General features: G+C 66.8%; 18 protein-coding genes and 1 pseudogene. 16 read left to right on the forward strand and 3 right to left on the reverse strand.

The genetic code is table 11. The features are described from left to right. Window positions 1-17: 17 nt before the first annotated feature. Window positions 18-1,055 carry a PdxA family protein gene (locus ACFQU1_RS00815; RefSeq protein ID WP_378128309.1) on the forward strand — a complete coding sequence of 346 codons (1,038 nt, stop codon included), beginning with the start codon at window positions 18-20 and terminating at the stop codon, window positions 1,053-1,055. A 365-nt stretch (window positions 1,056-1,420) separates the two neighbouring features. Here ACFQU1_RS00815 and ACFQU1_RS00820 read toward each other — a convergent pair whose 3' ends face one another. Then, window positions 1,421-2,503, reverse strand: coding sequence for a tartrate dehydrogenase (locus ACFQU1_RS00820; RefSeq protein WP_378128310.1), 1,083 nt, complete (start codon window positions 2,501-2,503; stop codon window positions 1,421-1,423). A gap of 140 nt (window positions 2,504-2,643) precedes the next feature. On the opposite strand from ACFQU1_RS00820, the gene ACFQU1_RS00825 reads away from it, so the two are divergent. Next, window positions 2,644-3,351 carry a GntR family transcriptional regulator gene (locus ACFQU1_RS00825; RefSeq protein WP_378128311.1) on the forward strand — a complete coding sequence of 236 codons (708 nt, stop codon included), beginning with the start codon at window positions 2,644-2,646 and terminating at the stop codon, window positions 3,349-3,351. Here the strand turns inward: ACFQU1_RS00825 and pcaQ are convergent. Then, complete coding sequence (gene pcaQ / locus ACFQU1_RS00830; RefSeq protein WP_378128312.1) at window positions 3,332-4,282, reverse strand: pca operon transcription factor PcaQ; 951 nt, start codon at window positions 4,280-4,282, stop codon at window positions 3,332-3,334. The two genes, ACFQU1_RS00825 and pcaQ, sit on opposite strands and share 20 nt — an antisense overlap. Before the next feature lie 103 nt (window positions 4,283-4,385). On the opposite strand from pcaQ, the gene pcaD reads away from it, so the two are divergent. The 8 genes and pseudogenes from pcaD to ACFQU1_RS00870 all read left to right on the forward strand — a co-directional run bounded on the left by pcaD (window position 4,386) and on the right by ACFQU1_RS00870 (window position 8,924). Further along, window positions 4,386-5,180, forward strand: a complete 795-nt coding sequence (gene pcaD, locus ACFQU1_RS00835) for a 3-oxoadipate enol-lactonase (RefSeq protein ID WP_378128313.1) — start codon at window positions 4,386-4,388, stop codon at window positions 5,178-5,180. After that, the gene (pcaC, locus tag ACFQU1_RS00840; RefSeq protein WP_378128314.1) at window positions 5,173-5,574 is read left to right on the forward strand and encodes a 4-carboxymuconolactone decarboxylase; all 402 of its coding nucleotides are present in this window, start codon (window positions 5,173-5,175) and stop codon (window positions 5,572-5,574) included. The genes pcaD and pcaC overlap by 8 nt, the downstream gene beginning before the upstream one ends. Continuing rightward, window positions 5,571-6,305: a protocatechuate 3,4-dioxygenase subunit beta gene (pcaH, locus tag ACFQU1_RS00845; protein ID WP_378128315.1), complete on the forward strand. Its 735-nt coding sequence runs from the start codon at window positions 5,571-5,573 to the stop codon at window positions 6,303-6,305. The genes pcaC and pcaH overlap by 4 nt, the downstream gene beginning before the upstream one ends. Window position 6,306: 1 nt before the next feature. Beyond that, a complete protein-coding gene (gene pcaG, locus ACFQU1_RS00850; protein WP_378128316.1) occupies window positions 6,307-6,888 on the forward strand; it encodes a protocatechuate 3,4-dioxygenase subunit alpha in 582 nt (193 codons plus the stop codon). A gap of 3 nt (window positions 6,889-6,891) precedes the next feature. Then, a pseudogene (locus tag ACFQU1_RS00855) lies at window positions 6,892-7,146 on the forward strand (CoA-transferase subunit beta); the annotation flags it as partial. 63 nt (window positions 7,147-7,209) lie between these two features. After that, window positions 7,210-7,506, forward strand: coding sequence for a type II toxin-antitoxin system RelE/ParE family toxin (locus ACFQU1_RS00860; RefSeq protein WP_378128317.1), 297 nt, complete (start codon window positions 7,210-7,212; stop codon window positions 7,504-7,506). A gap of 9 nt (window positions 7,507-7,515) precedes the next feature. Then, complete coding sequence (locus tag ACFQU1_RS00865; RefSeq protein ID WP_378128318.1) at window positions 7,516-7,824, forward strand: HigA family addiction module antitoxin; 309 nt, start codon at window positions 7,516-7,518, stop codon at window positions 7,822-7,824. A 38-nt stretch (window positions 7,825-7,862) separates the two neighbouring features. Continuing rightward, window positions 7,863-8,924: a 3-carboxy-cis,cis-muconate cycloisomerase gene (locus ACFQU1_RS00870; protein WP_378128319.1), complete on the forward strand. Its 1,062-nt coding sequence runs from the start codon at window positions 7,863-7,865 to the stop codon at window positions 8,922-8,924. On the opposite strand, the gene ACFQU1_RS00875 is transcribed toward ACFQU1_RS00870, so the two are convergent. After that, on the reverse strand, window positions 8,917-9,855 hold the full coding sequence (locus tag ACFQU1_RS00875) for a helix-turn-helix domain-containing protein (RefSeq protein ID WP_378128320.1): 939 nt from the start codon (window positions 9,853-9,855) through the stop codon (window positions 8,917-8,919). The two genes, ACFQU1_RS00870 and ACFQU1_RS00875, sit on opposite strands and share 8 nt — an antisense overlap. 139 nt (window positions 9,856-9,994) lie before the next feature. Between ACFQU1_RS00875 and pobA the strand changes: the two genes are divergently transcribed. The 6 genes from pobA to ACFQU1_RS00905 are packed head-to-tail and all read left to right on the forward strand — an operon-like array spanning window position 9,995 to window position 15,813. Continuing rightward, window positions 9,995-11,263 carry a 4-hydroxybenzoate 3-monooxygenase gene (gene pobA / locus ACFQU1_RS00880; RefSeq protein WP_378128321.1) on the forward strand — a complete coding sequence of 423 codons (1,269 nt, stop codon included), beginning with the start codon at window positions 9,995-9,997 and terminating at the stop codon, window positions 11,261-11,263. 27 nt (window positions 11,264-11,290) lie between these two features. Then, window positions 11,291-12,457, forward strand: coding sequence for an ABC transporter substrate-binding protein (locus ACFQU1_RS00885; protein ID WP_378128322.1), 1,167 nt, complete (start codon window positions 11,291-11,293; stop codon window positions 12,455-12,457). Window positions 12,458-12,478: 21 nt separating this feature from the next. After that, window positions 12,479-13,351 carry a branched-chain amino acid ABC transporter permease gene (locus ACFQU1_RS00890; RefSeq protein ID WP_378128323.1) on the forward strand — a complete coding sequence of 291 codons (873 nt, stop codon included), beginning with the start codon at window positions 12,479-12,481 and terminating at the stop codon, window positions 13,349-13,351. Further along, complete coding sequence (locus ACFQU1_RS00895) at window positions 13,348-14,358, forward strand: branched-chain amino acid ABC transporter permease (RefSeq protein WP_378128324.1); 1,011 nt, start codon at window positions 13,348-13,350, stop codon at window positions 14,356-14,358. The genes ACFQU1_RS00890 and ACFQU1_RS00895 overlap by 4 nt, the downstream gene beginning before the upstream one ends. Then, entirely contained in the window at window positions 14,355-15,119 is a 765-nt protein-coding gene (locus ACFQU1_RS00900; RefSeq protein WP_378128325.1) for an ABC transporter ATP-binding protein, read from the forward strand. Before ACFQU1_RS00895 ends, ACFQU1_RS00900 begins: the two co-directional genes overlap by 4 nt. Continuing rightward, window positions 15,100-15,813: an ABC transporter ATP-binding protein gene (locus ACFQU1_RS00905; RefSeq protein WP_378128326.1), complete on the forward strand. Its 714-nt coding sequence runs from the start codon at window positions 15,100-15,102 to the stop codon at window positions 15,811-15,813. The genes ACFQU1_RS00900 and ACFQU1_RS00905 overlap by 20 nt, the downstream gene beginning before the upstream one ends. Window positions 15,814-15,815: the final 2 nt, after the last annotated feature.

Raw genomic sequence — 15,815 nt, forward strand, 5'->3', positions numbered from 1 at the left:
AGAACAGGAGGAACAGGATGGACGGAGTTCTAGGCGATGCGCGGCCGCGCATCGGCCTTCTCTTCGGGGATTGCACCGGCATCGGGCCGGAGATCACGGTGAAGGCGCTGCATGCCCACCTCGCCTCCGGCCGTCACGGCGAAGGCCCGCGGCTTCTCTTGATCGGCGATGCGCGCGTGCTGGAACTCGGCATGCGCGATGCCGGTATCACCATGCCCCATCAGCGGGTGAGCGGGCTCGACGCCATCGACTGGGATGCCGAGGCTGTGCCGCTCCTTGATCTCGGCAATATCGATCCGGCGGAGGTCGGGCGCGGCGCCGTCTCCGCACTCTCCGGCAAGCTCACCGGCGACACGCTCGCCCATGCCGTCGGCCTGGCTAAAGCCGGCGTGCTCGACGCCATCACCTTCGCGCCGCTGAACAAGGCCGCGTTGCATGCCGGCGGCTGGCGTTTTCCGGACGAGCACAAGATGTTCGCCCATCTTCTCGGCCACAAATCCTATTTCTCCGAGATGAATGTGCTCGACGGCCAATGGATGTCGCGGGTGACCTCACATGTCTCCCTGCGCGAGGCACTCGACCAGATCACCGAAACCTCGATCACCGATGCAATCCTGCTCGTCGACCGCATGATGCGCCGGGCGGGCACGGCAAAGCCGCGCATTGCCATCGCGGCGCTCAACCCCCATGCCGGCGAAAACGGCCTCTTCGGCCGCGAGGAGATCGATCTCATCCGCCCCACGGTCGAGAAGGTGGCGGCCACCGGCGTCGACTGCCGCGGCCCTTTCCCGGCCGATACGGTCTATATCAAGGCCTTCGCCGGCGAGTTCGACAGCGTCGTCGCCATGTATCACGACCAGGGCCAGATCGCGACCAAGCTCAAGGGCTTCAACCGCGGCGTCACGGTGACGGCCGGCCTCGACACGGTCTTCACGACGCCGGCCCACGGCACGGCCTTCGACATCGTCGGCCAAGGCGTCGCCTCGCCCTCGGCGCTCGAAAACGCGCTTGCGCTCGCCGCGAAACTCGCCGCGCCGCGGATGGCGGCAGTGTGAGATCCGGCGAGTTGCGTTGTCGCTTCGCCCCCCACCCCTTTCCCCTCCCCACAAGGGGGAGGGGCACGGCTCAGCCGTCGCGCCTGAGCCTGCGACGCCGATAAGGCCGAAACTCCGCAGCGTCAGATCACCACCTTTTGCAAGCGCTGCGTGAGATGGAATTGCGAGACTGACGGTGAGGCCCGGTGGTTTTTATGCCCCCCTTGTGGGGAGGGGAAAGGGGTGGGGGTGAGTGACAACTAGCATGCCGCGGGAAGAGATCCTCCAGGGCAGCACACCGAGCTTTAGGGAATCCCCGAATTCGGCCCCACCGCCAACCCTCCCCACGCGGGGAATGGCCATCAGCGCCTCGATTTGACGCGCGCTCACAGTCCCACATTATCCCCGCGCAGCGCCTCGCAAACGGCGTCCGTGACCTTCTGCGTGGTCGCGGTGCCGCCGAGGTCCGGGGTATGCAATGCGGGATCGGCGGTGACGCGTTCGACGGCGCGCATCAGCCGCGCCGAGGCGGTGGTCTCGCCGAGATGATCGAGCATCAGGCAGGCCGACCAGAAGGTCGCGACCGGATTGGCGATGCCCTTGCCCATGATGTCGAAGGCGGAGCCGTGGATCGGCTCGAACATTGAGGGAAAGCGCCGCTCGGGATTGAGATTGGCGGTCGGCGCGATGCCGATGGATCCGGCGAGCGCCGCTGCCAGGTCCGACAGGATATCGGCGTGGAGATTGGTCGCGACGACCGTGTCGAGGCTTTCGGGCTTCAAGGTCATGCGGATCGTCATGGCGTCGACCAGCATCTTGTCCCAGGTGACGTCGGGAAAGTCGCGCGCCACCTCGGCGGCGATCTCGTCCCACAGCACGAGGCCGTAGCGTTGGGCGTTGGACTTCGTCACGACGGTCAGGAGCTTGCGCGGCCGCGACTGGGCGAGCGCGAAGGCGTAGCGCATGATGCGCGTGACGCCGGCGCGCGTGAAGATGGCGACCTCGGTCGCGACCTCCTCCGGCAGGCCGCGGTGCGAGCGCCCGCCCTGGCCGGCATATTCGCCCTCTGAATTCTCGCGCACGATCACCCAGTCGAGATCGCCGGGCGCGACGTCCCGCAGCGGCGAGCGGATGCCGGGCAGAATGCGCGTCGGGCGCACATTGGCATATTGGTCGAAGGGCTGGCAGATAGCGAGGCGCAGCCCCCAGAGCGTCACATGGTCGGGCACGTCCGGTGCGCCGACCGCGCCGAAGAAGATGGCGTCATGGCCGGCGATCTGCTGGAGACCATTCTCCGGCATCATCACGCCGTGCGTCTTGTAATAGTCCGAACCCCAGTCGAAGCTGTCGAAGGCGAAACCGAAGCTGCCGCTGCGCTCGGCGCAGGCGGTAAGCGCCTGTACGCCGGCGTCGATCACCTCCTTGCCCACACCATCGCCGGGAATGACCGCAATCCGATAGCTCTTCATTGCCCGTTTCTCCGTGCTCACTCGACTTACATGCAATCTTGCATGCATGATCAACCATGCCTCGCCGGCCCGGTCAATTGCCAAGGCAGGTTGGCGATGCACCGCATGCGCGCGGCGCCGTTCTCGGCTATGACGAGGGCATGAGCGATGCAGCCAGCCCTAATCGCTCCTCGCTGGTCGAGGATGCCTACCGCGCGCTGAAGGCGGCCATCCGCGAGAACCGGCTGGCACCCGGCTATCATGGCTCCGAGCAGGAGCTCGCCGCGCAATTCGGCATGAGCCGCACGCCGGTGCACGAGGCCGTCATCCGCCTGCAGGAGGAGGGGCTGCTCAAGCTCGTGCCCAAGCGCGGCGTCTTCGTCATGGTGATCGGCGATGCCGATGTCGACGAAATCTACGACGTGCTCGTCGGCCTCGAGGCGATGGCGGCGCGCCGCCTTGCGCGCATGGAGGCGGCACGGCGCGATCCGGTGCTGCAGCAGCTCACGGCCGCGACCGAGATGATGCGGGCGGCGCTCGCGGAAAGTGATCTCGACCGGTGGGCGGAGGGGGACGAAGCCTTTCACCGTTCGCTGGTGGAGGGCTGCGGCAATGCCCGCATCGCCCGCATCGTCGCGACGGTGTCCGACCAGGCGCATCGCGCACGCATGCTGACGCTGCATCTGCGGCCGCGGCCGGAGGGGGCCGCCGCCGAGCATCAGGCGATCGTTGACGCCATCGCCCGTGGCGAGGCGGAAGAGGCGGCAACCGCCGCCGGGCGCCACCGCGAGCGAGCCCGCGCCATCATTCTGCCGCTGCTCACGGCCCATGGATTCGTGCGGCCCGGCTTCACGCCCGGGCGGCCATGAGGCTCTCGCGCGATGCCCCGAGCTCGGCGACCACGCGGCGGATCGCATGGGCCAGGAGCTCGACGGCCGGATTATCCGTTCCGCCGGCCCGCCCGGTCAGCCCGACCGCACCGAGTGTCTCGGCGGTGTCGACCGGCAGCGTCATGAGAATGCCCGCCTCGAGGTCATCGATGACGACCCCACGTGAGATGATCCAGACCGCGTCCGATAGGCGCACGAACTGCCGGCCGAAGGCCATCGAGACGGTCTCGATCTGGTCGCGCAGGAGCCCGACGCCATGCGCGATAAGAAGCTCTTCCACATGCGGGCGGATGACCGAGCCCTCCGTCGGCATGAGCACGGTGAAGGCGGTGAGCCGGCGAATATCAAAGGGCTGCTCGCGCGTCAGCGGATGCCCGGGACGCACCACGAAGACCACCTGCTCGGAATAAAGATGCTCGAAGGTGAGCCCGCTCATCAGCTCGGGCGCTGCGAGCCGGCCGACGACGAGGTCGAGCTCGCCCAATCTGAGCTCGCTGAGGAGCGTCCGGTTCTCGCCGGTGATGATGCGGATGATGCCGGTGAAGCCGTCCGCCTTGAGGCGCTTGACCGCGAGCGGCATCAGCCGCGTGGAAACGGTCGGCAGCGCGCCGACGCGCACGGCCGGCGCCATGGCGCCGCGCGCCTGCGCAACGGATTCGATGCCCTGGCGCAGCGCCGCCACGCTCGTGCCGGCATGGCGCAGGAAGACCTCGCCGAAGGCGGTGAGCGCAATGGCGCGCTGGCTGCGGTCGAACAGCGCGACACCGAGCGCCTCCTCGAGCTCGCGGATCGTCTTGGATACGGCCGGCTGCGTGACGGCGAGCACGTCCGCCGCCTTGCCGATGCTCATGAGCCGCGCCACCTCGAGAAAGGTGGTGAGATGCCGGAGCTTGATGCCGCTGTCGATCACTTCAGAATAACCACACGGTTATGGGCCGAGCGCGAATGCTCACTTTTTCCTGAGGTCGCCGCGTTGTAAACACGGGAAGAACGATTGGGGAGAGAAACGACCTATGAAATTTTGTCGTGTCGGCGACCTCACCCTTCATTATGCCGACGAGGGACCGCGAAAGCCCGACGCCGTCGTCTTCATCAATTCCCTCGGCTCCGACCTGCGCATCTGGGATGAGGTCGCACCGGCGATCGCCAAGCACCATCGCGTCATCCGCTACGACAAGCGGGGCCATGGCCTCTCCAGCGTCGGGCCGGGCGAGGCGCGGATGGACGACTTCGTCGCCGATCTCGCCGGGCTCCTCAATGCGCTCGGCGTGGAGAAAGTGACCCTCGTCGGTCTGTCGATCGGCGGCATCATCGCGCAGCTGTTTCATGCCCGCCATCCGGACCGCCTCCTGTCGCTCGTTCTCTGCGGCACGGCGCATCGCATCGGCAGCGCCGAGGGCTGGGCGGGGCGCATCGAGACGGTGCGTGCGGAGGGCATCGCGGCGGTTGCGGACGTGACGATGGAGCGCTGGTTCACCGCGAATTTCCGCGCCTCCCGGCCGGCGGAGCTCGAAGGCTGCCGCAATATGCTCACGCGAACGCCGCTCAAGGGCTATATTGCCGGCTGTGCGGCCTTGCGCGACGCCGACTTGAGCGAGGCGGCGAAGGCGATCACTGTCCCGACCACCTGCATCGTCGGGCGCGACGACAGCTCGACCCCGGTCGACCTCGTGCGCTCGCTCGCCGATCTCGTTCGCGGTTCGGCGTTCCACGTGGTCGATCAGGCGGCGCATATCCCCTGCGTCGAGCAGCCCGAGATTATGGTTCGGCTCATCGAACAGCATTTGCATGAGGCCGCCCGTGGCTGACCCCAGCGACCGCTTCGCCATCGGCACTGCGACCCGCCGCGCCGTGCTCGGCGATGCGCATGTGGATCGCGCGGCGGGCCGCACGACGGATTTCGACGCGCCTTTCCAGGCGTTCATTACCGAGGGAGCCTGGGGCAGCGTCTGGTCACGGCCGGGACTGACGAAACGCGAGCGGTCCATGATTACCATCGCGCTGCTCGCCGCCCTCGGCCATGACGAGGAACTCGCGATGCATCTGCGCGCGACCGTCAATACCGGCGCGAGCCCCGCCGATATCCAGGAAGCGCTGCTGCACGTCGCCGTCTATGCCGGCGTGCCGGCCGCCAACCGCGCCTTCAAGATCGCCAAGGACGTGCTCGGCGACGAGCCGAGCGCCAAAGAGGCCAAGCCATGAGGAATCTCGAGGAGGGCGATTTTCAGCGCCGCGACCGGGCCATGCACCCGCCGGCCTTCACGCCCGTCTACAAGTCCACTTACCTGCGTGCACCGCGTCACGCGCTGCTCTCGCTCGAACAATCGATAGGCGACAAGACGGGCCCGGTCTTCGGGCAAGGCCATCTCAATCCGCTCGATAACGACCTCATCCTGAATTATGCGCGGCCGGGCGAGGAGGCCATCGGCGAGCGCATTGTCGTCTACGGCCACGTCATGGACGAATTCGGCCGCCCGGTCCGCAATACCCTTCTCGAGGTCTGGCAGGCCAATGCCGGCGGACGCTATCGCCACAAGCGCGACGGCTATCTCGCGGCGCTCGACCCGAATTTCGGCGGCTGCGGACGCTGCCTCACCGATGACGAGGGCCGCTACTTCTTCCGCACGATCCGGCCCGGCCCCTATCCTTTCCCAAATAACGGCAGCGACTGGCGGCCGGCCCATATCCATTTCTCGCTCTTCGGCGAGGCTTTCGCGCAGCGGCTCGTCACGCAGATGTATTTCGAAGGCGACCCGTTGATTGCGCTCTGCCCGATGGTCAACGGCATTCCCGATCCGGCGGCGCGCGAACGGCTGGTGGCGAGGCTCGATATGGCCGAGATGGTGCCCTTCGATTCGCTGGCCTACCGCTTCGACATCGTGCTGCGCGGCCGTCGCTCCACATTCTTCGAGAACCGCCCGGAGGGCCTGTGACATGCCCGTCGAGCATCTGAAGGAATCACCCTCGCAGACCGCCGGCCCTTACGTCCATATCGGCACCTATCCCGCGGCTGCTGGCCTCGACATCCGCAAGAACGAGACGCTCAACGTTCTCGTCGACAAATCCGGCCGCGGTCAGCCGATCCGGATCACCGGGATCATCTATGACGGCGCCGGCGAGCCCGTGCGCGACGCCATGGTCGAGATCTGGCAAGCGGACGCGGACGGGCGCTTCAACAGCCCGGATTTCTTCGGCTGGGGGCGGGCGGTATCGGATTTCGACACCGGCCTCTTCACCTTCGAGACCATCAAGCCGGGCGCCACGCCGTGGCGCGACGGTCAGCCGCAAGCACCGCATCTGCAGCTGCTGATCTTTGCGCGCGGCATCAACATCCACCTGCATACGCGCCTCTATTTTGCCGACGAGGAGAAGGCCAATGCCGCCGACCCCGTGCTCGCCCTGGTGCCCGCCGCACGACGCCAGACGCTGATCGCCGAGCGCGCGGCGGACGGTGGCAGCTATCGCTTCGTCATCCGCCTGCAGGGCGAGTGCGAAACCGTGTTCTTCGACGTCTGAGGCGGCATCTCCACCAAAGGGCCGACCCTCCTCATCACCGACCTCGCCATCTGGAAGCCCGATCCGGAGACGATGGAATTCATGGTCGCCTCGCTCCATCCCGGCGTGACACGCGAGAAGGTGCAGGAAACCTGCGGCTGGACGGTGCGTTACGCCATAGGGGTGGAGGAGACCCCACCGCCGACCGCGGAAGAGCTTTCGGTGCTGCGCGACCTGAAGGCCCGAACCGATGCCGCGCACAAGCGCCGGGACGGGTGATCCGCTCAGGTTGCCCTTGTCCTAAGTACCGTGGAGTGGTACATTGGGACAAGAGGTTGGCGAATGATCGTGAGCTTTCGCGACGATTGGCTGCGGGCATTCTTCGTCCACGACGTTCGGTCGAAGAAGATCCCTGCCGATCTCGAAACGCGGTTGTTCCGCAAAATTCAGATGATCGACGACGCGACCACCGATCAGGACCTGCGAGCGCCGCCGAGCAACCATTTCGAGAAGCTCAAGGGAAATCTGGAAGGCTTTCACTCGATCCGAGTCAACAGGCAGTGGCGCCTCGTCTTTCGCTGGAACGGAGAACGCGGTGAAGTCACTGACCTATATTTAGACGATCACAGCTATCGGTGAGGTCGCCCCATGGTGATGACGAAACGCAAGCCGGCGGGCGTCGGAGAGATTCTCGTCGAAGAATTCATGAAGCCCATGGAGCTGACGCAGAGCGCTTTGGCCGAGGCCATGGGCGTGCCGCGGAAGCACGTCAACGAGCTTTGCAACGACCGACGCTCCGTGACCGCGGCGACGGCACTGATCCTGGCGCGGGTCTTCGGCAACAGCCCGGAATTCTGGCTCAACGTGCAGCGCCGGTCGGATCTCTGGGAGGCGCTGAATTCGCCGCGCGAGCGCGAACGTATCGCACGGGCTAAGCCGCTGACGAACGCCGCTTGAGACCTCGCAGAAGACTGGTGCAGCCGGGAGAGTACGCCATGACAGGAACGGCCGTTTTCGATCATCCGATCCTGTCGGGCCTCTTCGGCGACGAGGAGATCGCCGCCCTCCTTAATGCCGAGGCTGAACTTCGCGCCATGCTCGCCTTCGAATCGGCTTTGGCCGAAGCGGAAGCCGCCGCCGGCCTCATCCCGCATGAAGCGGGTGTGCGCATCGCCGCTGCCTGTGCCGGCTTCATTGCCGATATCCCAGCGCTGAAGGAAGCGACCGCCCGCGACGGTGTCGTCGTGCCAGCCTTCGTGAAGGCGCTGCGGGCCGCGGTCGAGGCACCGCATGGTGACCATGTGCATCACGGCGCCACCAGCCAGGACGTGATCGACACGGCGCTTGCCCTGCGCCTGAAACAGGTGCTGCCGATCCTCGACCGCCGGCTGGAGCACCTGGTCGAGCGCCTCGGCGCGATCGGCGACAAGGCGGGCGACCTGCCGCTGATGGCTCACACCCGCATGCAGCGCGCGCTGCCTTTCACCGCCGCCGACAAGCTCGCCAACTGGCGCCTGCCGCTCCTGCGATGCCGGACGCGGCTCGATGAGATCAAGCCGCGTCTGCTCGTCGTCTCGCTCGGCGGGCCGGTCGGCGATCGCGTCAGCTTCGAGGGGCTCGGCGACCGCCTCGCCGAGGATCTGGCAAAGCGCCTGGGCCTTGCGCCGGCCCCCGTCTGGCATGCCCAGCGCGATGGGATCGCCGAATTCGGCAGCTGGCTGTCGCTCGTCTCCGGCAGCCTCGGCAAAATGGGCCAGGACATCGCCCTGATGGCGCAGAACGAGCTCGGCGAAGTGCGGCTCGGCGAAGGCGGCAGCTCCTCCGCCATGCCACACAAGTCCAACCCCATCGCCGCCGAGATGCTGGTGACGCTTGCCCGCTTCAATGCCGGGCTCCTCGGCACCTTGCATCAGGCGCTTGTCCACGAGAACGAGCGCTCGGGCGCCGCCTGGTCGCTCGAATGGATGGTGCTGCCGCAGATGATCATGGCAACCGCAGCCAGCTTGCGTCACGCCGAAGCGCTGGCGGCCAATCTCACCTTCGTCCCCCTCAGCTGAAGCGCGAGCCGTGCCGCGCGCGGAAATCCGTGGGCGACTTGCCGGCGTGTTTTGTGAAGAAGCGCGAGAAATAGGCGGGATCGCTGAAGCCGAGCAGGGCGGCGATCTCGGCGACGGCCATGGCGGAATAGGCGAGGTGCCGCTCCGCCTCGATCATGATGCGGCGGTGGACGAGCTTGATCGCCGGTGAGCCGAGCGTCCGGCGACAGGCGGTCGTCAGCCGCGCCTCGCTGATGCCGAGCTTTGCCGCATAGGCGCCGATCGCCAGATTCGCGCGGAAGTTCTGTTCGACGAGCGTGCGGAAGCGCTCGACGATCAGCCGGTCGCGCTGGGCGGCCCGCCCCCAGTCCAGCGTCCGCACCGGCGAATGACGGACGATGGCGACGAGAATGCGCAAAAGCGCGCCCTCGATCGCCGCCTGCCGGGCCGGCGCCGACCACAGGACTTCATGGGCGACCGACGCGAAGGCGCTCTCGAGCCCGCCGAGATCCGCTTCCTGGTGGAGCCGGCCGATCACCGCATTGCGCTCGAAAACCGGCCCGAGATCGTAATCATGCGACGCGAGCCGCTCGTGAATGGCCCGCGACAGCGAGAGCACATAGCCGTCGGTCTCCGGGCGGAAGGTGAAGCCGTGCACGGCCCCCGCCGGCACGATGACAAGCGCCGGTGCCTCGAAGGAAAGCTCCGCGGCATCGATCCTGATGCGCCCGCCTTCGCGTGTGACGAAGAAGACCTGGTGGACGTCGTCATGGGCATGGAGGCGGATCGTCCAGTCGTTCGGCCGGCTGCGCAGGGGAATGCGCTCGACGTGCAGAAAAGTGAAATCCGCCCTGCGGCCCGGCTCGCCGTAGATGACGACGCGCGGGATATCGGATGGAAGCGCAAGATCGGTCTCGGCCACGGCTTCACGCGCCTTGTCGACGGCTCTCATCACTAAGCCGACGCTCGACCAAAGGCTCATCCATTTGCGCCGAAAAGTCCATGCGGCGCGCGCTTCAATCCATGGGAAGCCGGGCTGCTGACGCATAAAATTGCAGGTGAACTAGAAGCAAAAATGGCCGGGAGGGAACGTGGGAGCAGGCAGTCGCAAACTGCGGCGAACGCAGGTCGGCATCGTCGGTGCGGGGCCGGCCGGGCTTCTGTTGTCGCATCTCCTCCATCTCAGTGGGATCGATTCGGTCGTCATCGAGGCGCGCAGCCGCGCTCATGTCGAGAACCGCATCCGCGCCGGCGTGCTCGAACAGGGCACGGTCGACTTGCTGCGCGAGGCCGGTGTCGCCGATCGCCTCGGCCGCGAAGGCTTGATGCACGGCGGCATCATCCTGCGCTTCGGCGGGCACTCGCACCGTATCGACTTCGTCGATCTCGCCGGCAAGGGCGTCACGGTCTATGGCCAGCACGAGGTGGTTAAGGACCTGATCGCCCGCACCATCGCCGACGGCCACGGGCCGATCTTCGAAGCGTCGGGGGTCGGCATCCACGACATCACCGGCGAGCGGCCGGTCATCCGCTACCTCGAGGACGGCGCCGAGCACGAGATCGCCTGCGATTTCATCGCCGGCTGCGACGGCTTTCACGGCATTTGCCGCGAGGCCATTCCGGCCGACGCCCTGACCATCTACGAGCGCGAATATCCCTTCGGCTGGCTCGGCATTCTCGCGGAAGCGCCGCCGTCCTCGGAGGAGCTGATCTATGCCAATCACGCGCGCGGCTTTGCGCTCCTCTCCATGCGCTCACCGCAGATCAGCCGGCTCTATCTGCAATGCGATCCGCATGAGGATCTCGCGCAATGGCCGGACGCGCGCATCTGGGAGGAACTGCACCGGAGGCTCGACAGCGCCGCGGGCCACCCGCTTTATGAAGGATTGATCCTGCAGAAGAGCGTCACGGGCATGCGCAGCTTCGTGGCGGAACCGATGCGCTGGGGCCGCCTTTTCCTGGCGGGCGATGCCGCCCATATCGTGCCGCCGACCGGCGCCAAGGGCATGAATCTCGCCGCCGCCGACGTGCGCGCGCTCTGCGAGGTGCTGACCGCCTTCTACCGCACGGGCGACGCCGCGGTGCTCGACAGCTATTCGCCGCGCTGCATCGCCCGAGTCTGGAAGGCGCAGCGCTTCTCCTGGTGGATGACGTCGATGCTCCACCTCTCACCCGAGATGAGCGCCTTCGACCGCCGGCGTCAGCTCGCCGAGCTCGATTATGTGGCGACCTCGCGTGCCGCCGCCACGACGCTCGCCGAGAACTATGTCGGGCTGCCCTTTACGAATGACCCGCATGTCGCGCCGGCACCTTGGCGGGAGCCGGCGCTTTCGGCTGATTTGGACGGAGAATTTCGATAAACCAATAGCAATGATCAGGAGGACGCCATGAAATCGGCATTACGTATCGCGCTCGCGGCCGTCGCCACGGTGCTGGCCGGCGCCGCATCGGCCGCGACCATCAAAATCGGCGTGATCGGGCCGATGTCGGGGCCCTTCGCCTTGCAGGGCAAGAACTTCAAGGCGGGAATCGACGCCTATTTCGCCCTCAACGGCGAGAAGGTCGGCAACGACACGCTCGAGGTGATCTACCGCGATCTGCCCGAGGCCGATCCGGCCCGCGCCAAGACGCTCGCCCAGGAACTCATCGTCAAGGATAAGGTGCAGTATCTCGGCGGGATCTATTTCACGCCGGACGCCTTGGCGATCGCGCCACTTCTCGAACAGGGCAACGTGCCGCTCGTCATCTTCAATGCGGCGACCTCCGCCATCACGCAGAAGAGCCCGCTCATCGTGCGCACGTCCTTCACGCTCTGGCAGACGAGCGCGACCATGGCGACAGTCGCAGCCGAGCAGAAGGTCGGCAAGGTCATCACCACGGTCAGCGACTACGGCCCCGGCGTCGATGCCGAGAACGCCTTCAAGAAGACCTTTGAGGCCGCCGGCGGCAAGGTGGTGGACTCGATCCGCATGCCGCTCCGGACAAACGACTTCGCCCCCATCATGCAGCGCGTGCGCGATTCCGGCGCCGATGCGGTCTTCGCCTTCCTGCCCTCCGGCCCGCCGACCCTCGGCTATGTGAAGGCCTTCAACGACAACGGCCTCAAGGGCAAGATCAAGTTCCTCGCCACGGGCGATCTGACGCAGGAATCGGACTTGCCCGCCCTCGGCGACGCGGCGCTCGGCCTGCTCACCACCTTCCACTATTCGGTGGCGCATCCCTCCGAAGTGAACAAGGCCTTCGTCGCGGCTGCCGGCAAGGCGCTCGGCAATCCGGCGGAACTCACCTTTCCGGCCGTCGGCGCCTATGACGGCATGTATGTCATCGCCAAGATGATCGAGGCGACGAGCGGCAAACAGGATGCCGCCAAGGCGGTCGAAGCGGTGAAGGGCCTTGCCTGGGAAAGCCCGCGCGGACCGATGAAGATCGATCCCAAGACGCGCAGCCCCATCGAGACGATCTATCTGCGCGAGGTGAAGAAAGAGGGCGGCAAGCTCGTCAACGCCGAAATCGCGAGCCACCCCGACACGCCGGACCTTGGCTTCGATCAGTAGCCGCCGGGGAGGAAGGGCACCATGCAGACGGTCCTCGGCATCGGCTTCGACGCGCTGGCCTACGGCATGGTGCTGTTCATGATCTCCATCGGGCTCTCGGTCACGATGGGGCTGATGCGCGTCATCAATCTCGCGCATGGCGCCTTCGCGATGATCGGCGGCTATTTCGCCTCCTATGTCACGCGCGATCTCGGGCTCGGCTTCGGCTTTGCTATTATCGTCGCCGTTCTCGGCACGATGATCATCGCCCTGCCGGTCGAATACCTGCTCTACCGGCGTATCTACGGCACGCGCGATCCGCTGGTGCAGGTCTTGATGACCATCGGCATCACCTTCGCCGTCATCGGCATCATGAATTATCTCTTCGGCCCGACCTTGAAGACGATCGACCTGCCCGCCGCCATCAGCGGGCCGATCGACCTCGGCTTTCGCACGGTGCCAGCCAACCGCCTCTTCGTCATTGCCTGCGGCGCGGCGGTGGCGCTTGCGCTGTGGTTCGTCGTCGAGCGGACAGACTTCGGCATCAAGCTTCGCGCTGCCGTCGACAATCCCGGCATGGCGGCGGCGCTCGGCATCCGCACAGACTGGGTCTACCGGGCGAGCTTTGCGCTTGCCGTCGGGCTCGGCGCGCTCGGCGGGGTGGTCGGCGCGGAGCTTCTGCCGATCGAGCCCTTTTATGCGCTGCGCTACATGGTGACCTTTCTCGTCGTGGTCTCCGTCGGCGGCACCGGCTCCATTCCGGGCGTGCTCGCCGCCGCCCTGCTGCTCGGCCTGGTCGACACCACGGGCAAATATCTGATGCCGGATTTCGGCGATTTCTTCTTCTATCTCGCCGTCATCGTGATCGTGTGGTTCTTCCCGCGCGGGCTCGTCACGCGGGTGCGCGGCGCATGAGCACCGTCGCCGCACGCGCCACCCAGCGCGAGGAGATCTCCGGACGCTTCTCCGGCCTGCTCGGCGCAGCCATCATTCTCGCCGGCGGTGCTGTCGGCTATGGGCTCTTTCCGGACGACCTCCTCTTCCTCACGAGCATCACGGCCTTCGCGCTGCTCGTGCTGTCGCTGGATCTCGTCGTCGGTTATGCCGGCATCGCCACTCTGGGCCAGTCGGTCATGTTCGGCGCCGGCGCCTATGCGGCGGGCATCGCCTGCGTGCGCGGGCTGACCGAGCCGCTCGCGCTGCTCGCGATCGGCGCTGTGGCCGGCGCGCTCGCCGGGGCGCTCTCCGGCGTCGTCATCGCCCGGGCCCATGGCCTCTCGCAGCTCGTGCTCTCCATCGCGCTTGTGCAACTCGCGCGCGAAGGCGCCAACAAGGCATCCTTCCTCACCGGCGGCAGCGACGGCCTCTCCGGCGTCGCGCCGGGGCCGGTGCTCGGGCTCTTCCAATTCGACATCTTCGGCCGCACGGGCTTCGTGCTCGGCATCCTCCTGCTCGCCCTCGTCTTCGCGGTCCTCGCCCGCTTCGTGCGCTCCCCCTTCGGCCTCCTCTGCCGCGGCATCAAGGAGGATCCGGCGCGCATCGAGGCCATGGGACGCGCGCCCTATCCGGCCCTCATCAAGATGTACGCGGTCTCCGGCGCCATCGCCGGCCTCGGCGGTGCGCTGCTCGCCGTCTCGACCGGCGTCGTCGGGCTCGATAGCGTCAGCTTCGACCGCTCGGCCGAGGCGCTCGTCATGCTCGTGCTCGGCGGCATCGGCACGCTCTGGGGCGCGCTCGTCGGCACGGTCGTGTTCCAGATCGTCGAGCATATCGTCTCGGCTGAAAATCCGTTCCACTGGTTGACCCTGATGGGGCTCCTGCTGATTGCCGTCGTGCTCTTCCTGCCGGGCGGCCTCCAGGCCTCTGTCGGCGAAGTCGCGCGGCTCCTGCGCGGCCGCAGGCCGGTGGGAGGCAAGCGATGACCGAGGCGCTCGAGGTGGAGGGGCTCAACAAGGCCTATGGCGGCCTCACGGTCAGCCGCGACATTTCGCTGATCATGGCGCAACGCGACCGGGTCGCCCTCATCGGCCCGAACGGAGCCGGCAAAACAACCTTCGTCAATCTTGTCACCGGCGCGGTGAAGCCGGACGCCGGTCGGGTCGTGCTGAACGGCGAGGACGTGACGCGCCTCGGCGTGCCCGAGCGCGTGCGCCGCGGCCTGGTGCGCACCTTCCAGATCAGCCGGTTGTTCCACGCCATGACGGTGGAAGAGAACGTGCTCGTCGCGCTGCTGGAGCGCCACGGCCGCACCGGGCGCATGCTGGCGGACGCGCGGAACGAGCGCGACCTCCTGCGTGAGGCGGATGCGCTCCTCACCGAGCTCGGCCTCGACGCCGTCGCCCGGCGCTGCGTACGCGAAATCCCCTATGGCCAGCAGCGCCTCGTCGAGATCGCCATCGCCATGGCCTTGAGGCCGAAAGTGCTGCTGCTCGACGAGCCGGCAGCCGGCGTGCCGCACAGCGAATCCCCGCGCATTCTCGCCGCGCTCGATCGCCTGCCACGCGACATCGCCGTGCTCATGATCGAGCATGACATGGACTTCGTCTTCCGCTTCGCGAAGCGCGTCGTCGTGCTCGCCGCCGGCAGCATCATCTTCGAGGGCGCGCCGGAAGAGGTCGGCCGCGACCAACGCGTGCGCGAGGCCTATCTCGGGAATTATGGCCATGCCCGCCGCAGCGCTTGAGATCGCCAGTCTCACCGCCGGCTATGGCGACACGCGTGTCATCGAGGATCTTTCGCTGGCCGTTGCGGCTGGCCGGCGGCTCGCGGTCATCGGCCGCAACGGCGTCGGCAAGACGACGCTGCTCGCAACCCTCATGGGCCTGACACGCCGTCTCACCGGGTCGATCCGCCTCGACGGCCGCGACATCGCCGGCGAAGGCACTGCCGCGCGGGCCCGCCGCGGGCTCGGCTATGTGCCGCAGACGCGCGATATCTTCGCTTCGCTGACGGTCGAGGAAAATCTCCTCGCGAGCCGCAAGGCTCGGCCCCGGCATGTCATCGAGGACGCCTATGCGATGTTTCCGCGGCTCAGGGAGCGGCGCCACAATCTCGGCGCGCAGCTTTCCGGCGGCGAGCAGCAGATGCTGTCGGCAGCGCGCGCCATTCTCGGCGAGCCCTCCGTGCTCCTGCTCGACGAGCCTCTCGAGGGTTTGGCGCCGGTGATCTGCGACGAGCTGATGGGGTCCTTCACCAAGCTCGCGGAGACGGGGACGATGACCATCATCCTCGTCGAGCAGCAGCTCGAACGGGCGCTCGATTTCGCCGACGAAGCGATCATCATGGAGCGCGGCCGCATCGCCTGGCAGGGCACGCCGGCGGCACTCCGCGCCGATCCCGCGACCGTCGACCGGCTGATCGGCGTCACGATGCGATAGCG

The sequence above is a fragment of the Chelatococcus sp. GCM10030263 genome, from assembly GCF_042666455.1.
In the GTDB taxonomy this organism is placed as follows: domain Bacteria; phylum Pseudomonadota; class Alphaproteobacteria; order Rhizobiales; family Beijerinckiaceae; genus Chelatococcus.

What these genes read in the sequence shown, in the direction of transcription:
- ACFQU1_RS00815 (WP_378128309.1), top strand. Translation starts at nt 18, where the DNA reads ATGGACGGAGTTCTAGGCGATGCGCGGCCGCGCATCGGCCTTCTCTTC.
- ACFQU1_RS00820 (WP_378128310.1), bottom strand. Translation starts at nt 2,503, where the DNA reads ATGAAGAGCTATCGGATTGCGGTCATTCCCGGCGATGGTGTGGGCAAG.
- ACFQU1_RS00825 (WP_378128311.1), top strand. Translation starts at nt 2,644, where the DNA reads ATGAGCGATGCAGCCAGCCCTAATCGCTCCTCGCTGGTCGAGGATGCC.
- pcaD (WP_378128313.1), top strand. Translation starts at nt 4,386, where the DNA reads ATGAAATTTTGTCGTGTCGGCGACCTCACCCTTCATTATGCCGACGAG.
- pcaH (WP_378128315.1), top strand. Translation starts at nt 5,571, where the DNA reads ATGAGGAATCTCGAGGAGGGCGATTTTCAGCGCCGCGACCGGGCCATG.
- pcaG (WP_378128316.1), top strand. Translation starts at nt 6,307, where the DNA reads ATGCCCGTCGAGCATCTGAAGGAATCACCCTCGCAGACCGCCGGCCCT.
- ACFQU1_RS00860 (WP_378128317.1), top strand. Translation starts at nt 7,210, where the DNA reads ATGATCGTGAGCTTTCGCGACGATTGGCTGCGGGCATTCTTCGTCCAC.
- ACFQU1_RS00865 (WP_378128318.1), top strand. Translation starts at nt 7,516, where the DNA reads ATGGTGATGACGAAACGCAAGCCGGCGGGCGTCGGAGAGATTCTCGTC.
- ACFQU1_RS00870 (WP_378128319.1), top strand. Translation starts at nt 7,863, where the DNA reads ATGACAGGAACGGCCGTTTTCGATCATCCGATCCTGTCGGGCCTCTTC.
- ACFQU1_RS00875 (WP_378128320.1), bottom strand. Translation starts at nt 9,855, where the DNA reads ATGAGAGCCGTCGACAAGGCGCGTGAAGCCGTGGCCGAGACCGATCTT.
- ACFQU1_RS00885 (WP_378128322.1), top strand. Translation starts at nt 11,291, where the DNA reads ATGAAATCGGCATTACGTATCGCGCTCGCGGCCGTCGCCACGGTGCTG.
- ACFQU1_RS00890 (WP_378128323.1), top strand. Translation starts at nt 12,479, where the DNA reads ATGCAGACGGTCCTCGGCATCGGCTTCGACGCGCTGGCCTACGGCATG.
- ACFQU1_RS00895 (WP_378128324.1), top strand. Translation starts at nt 13,348, where the DNA reads ATGAGCACCGTCGCCGCACGCGCCACCCAGCGCGAGGAGATCTCCGGA.
- ACFQU1_RS00900 (WP_378128325.1), top strand. Translation starts at nt 14,355, where the DNA reads ATGACCGAGGCGCTCGAGGTGGAGGGGCTCAACAAGGCCTATGGCGGC.
- ACFQU1_RS00905 (WP_378128326.1), top strand. Translation starts at nt 15,100, where the DNA reads ATGCCCGCCGCAGCGCTTGAGATCGCCAGTCTCACCGCCGGCTATGGC.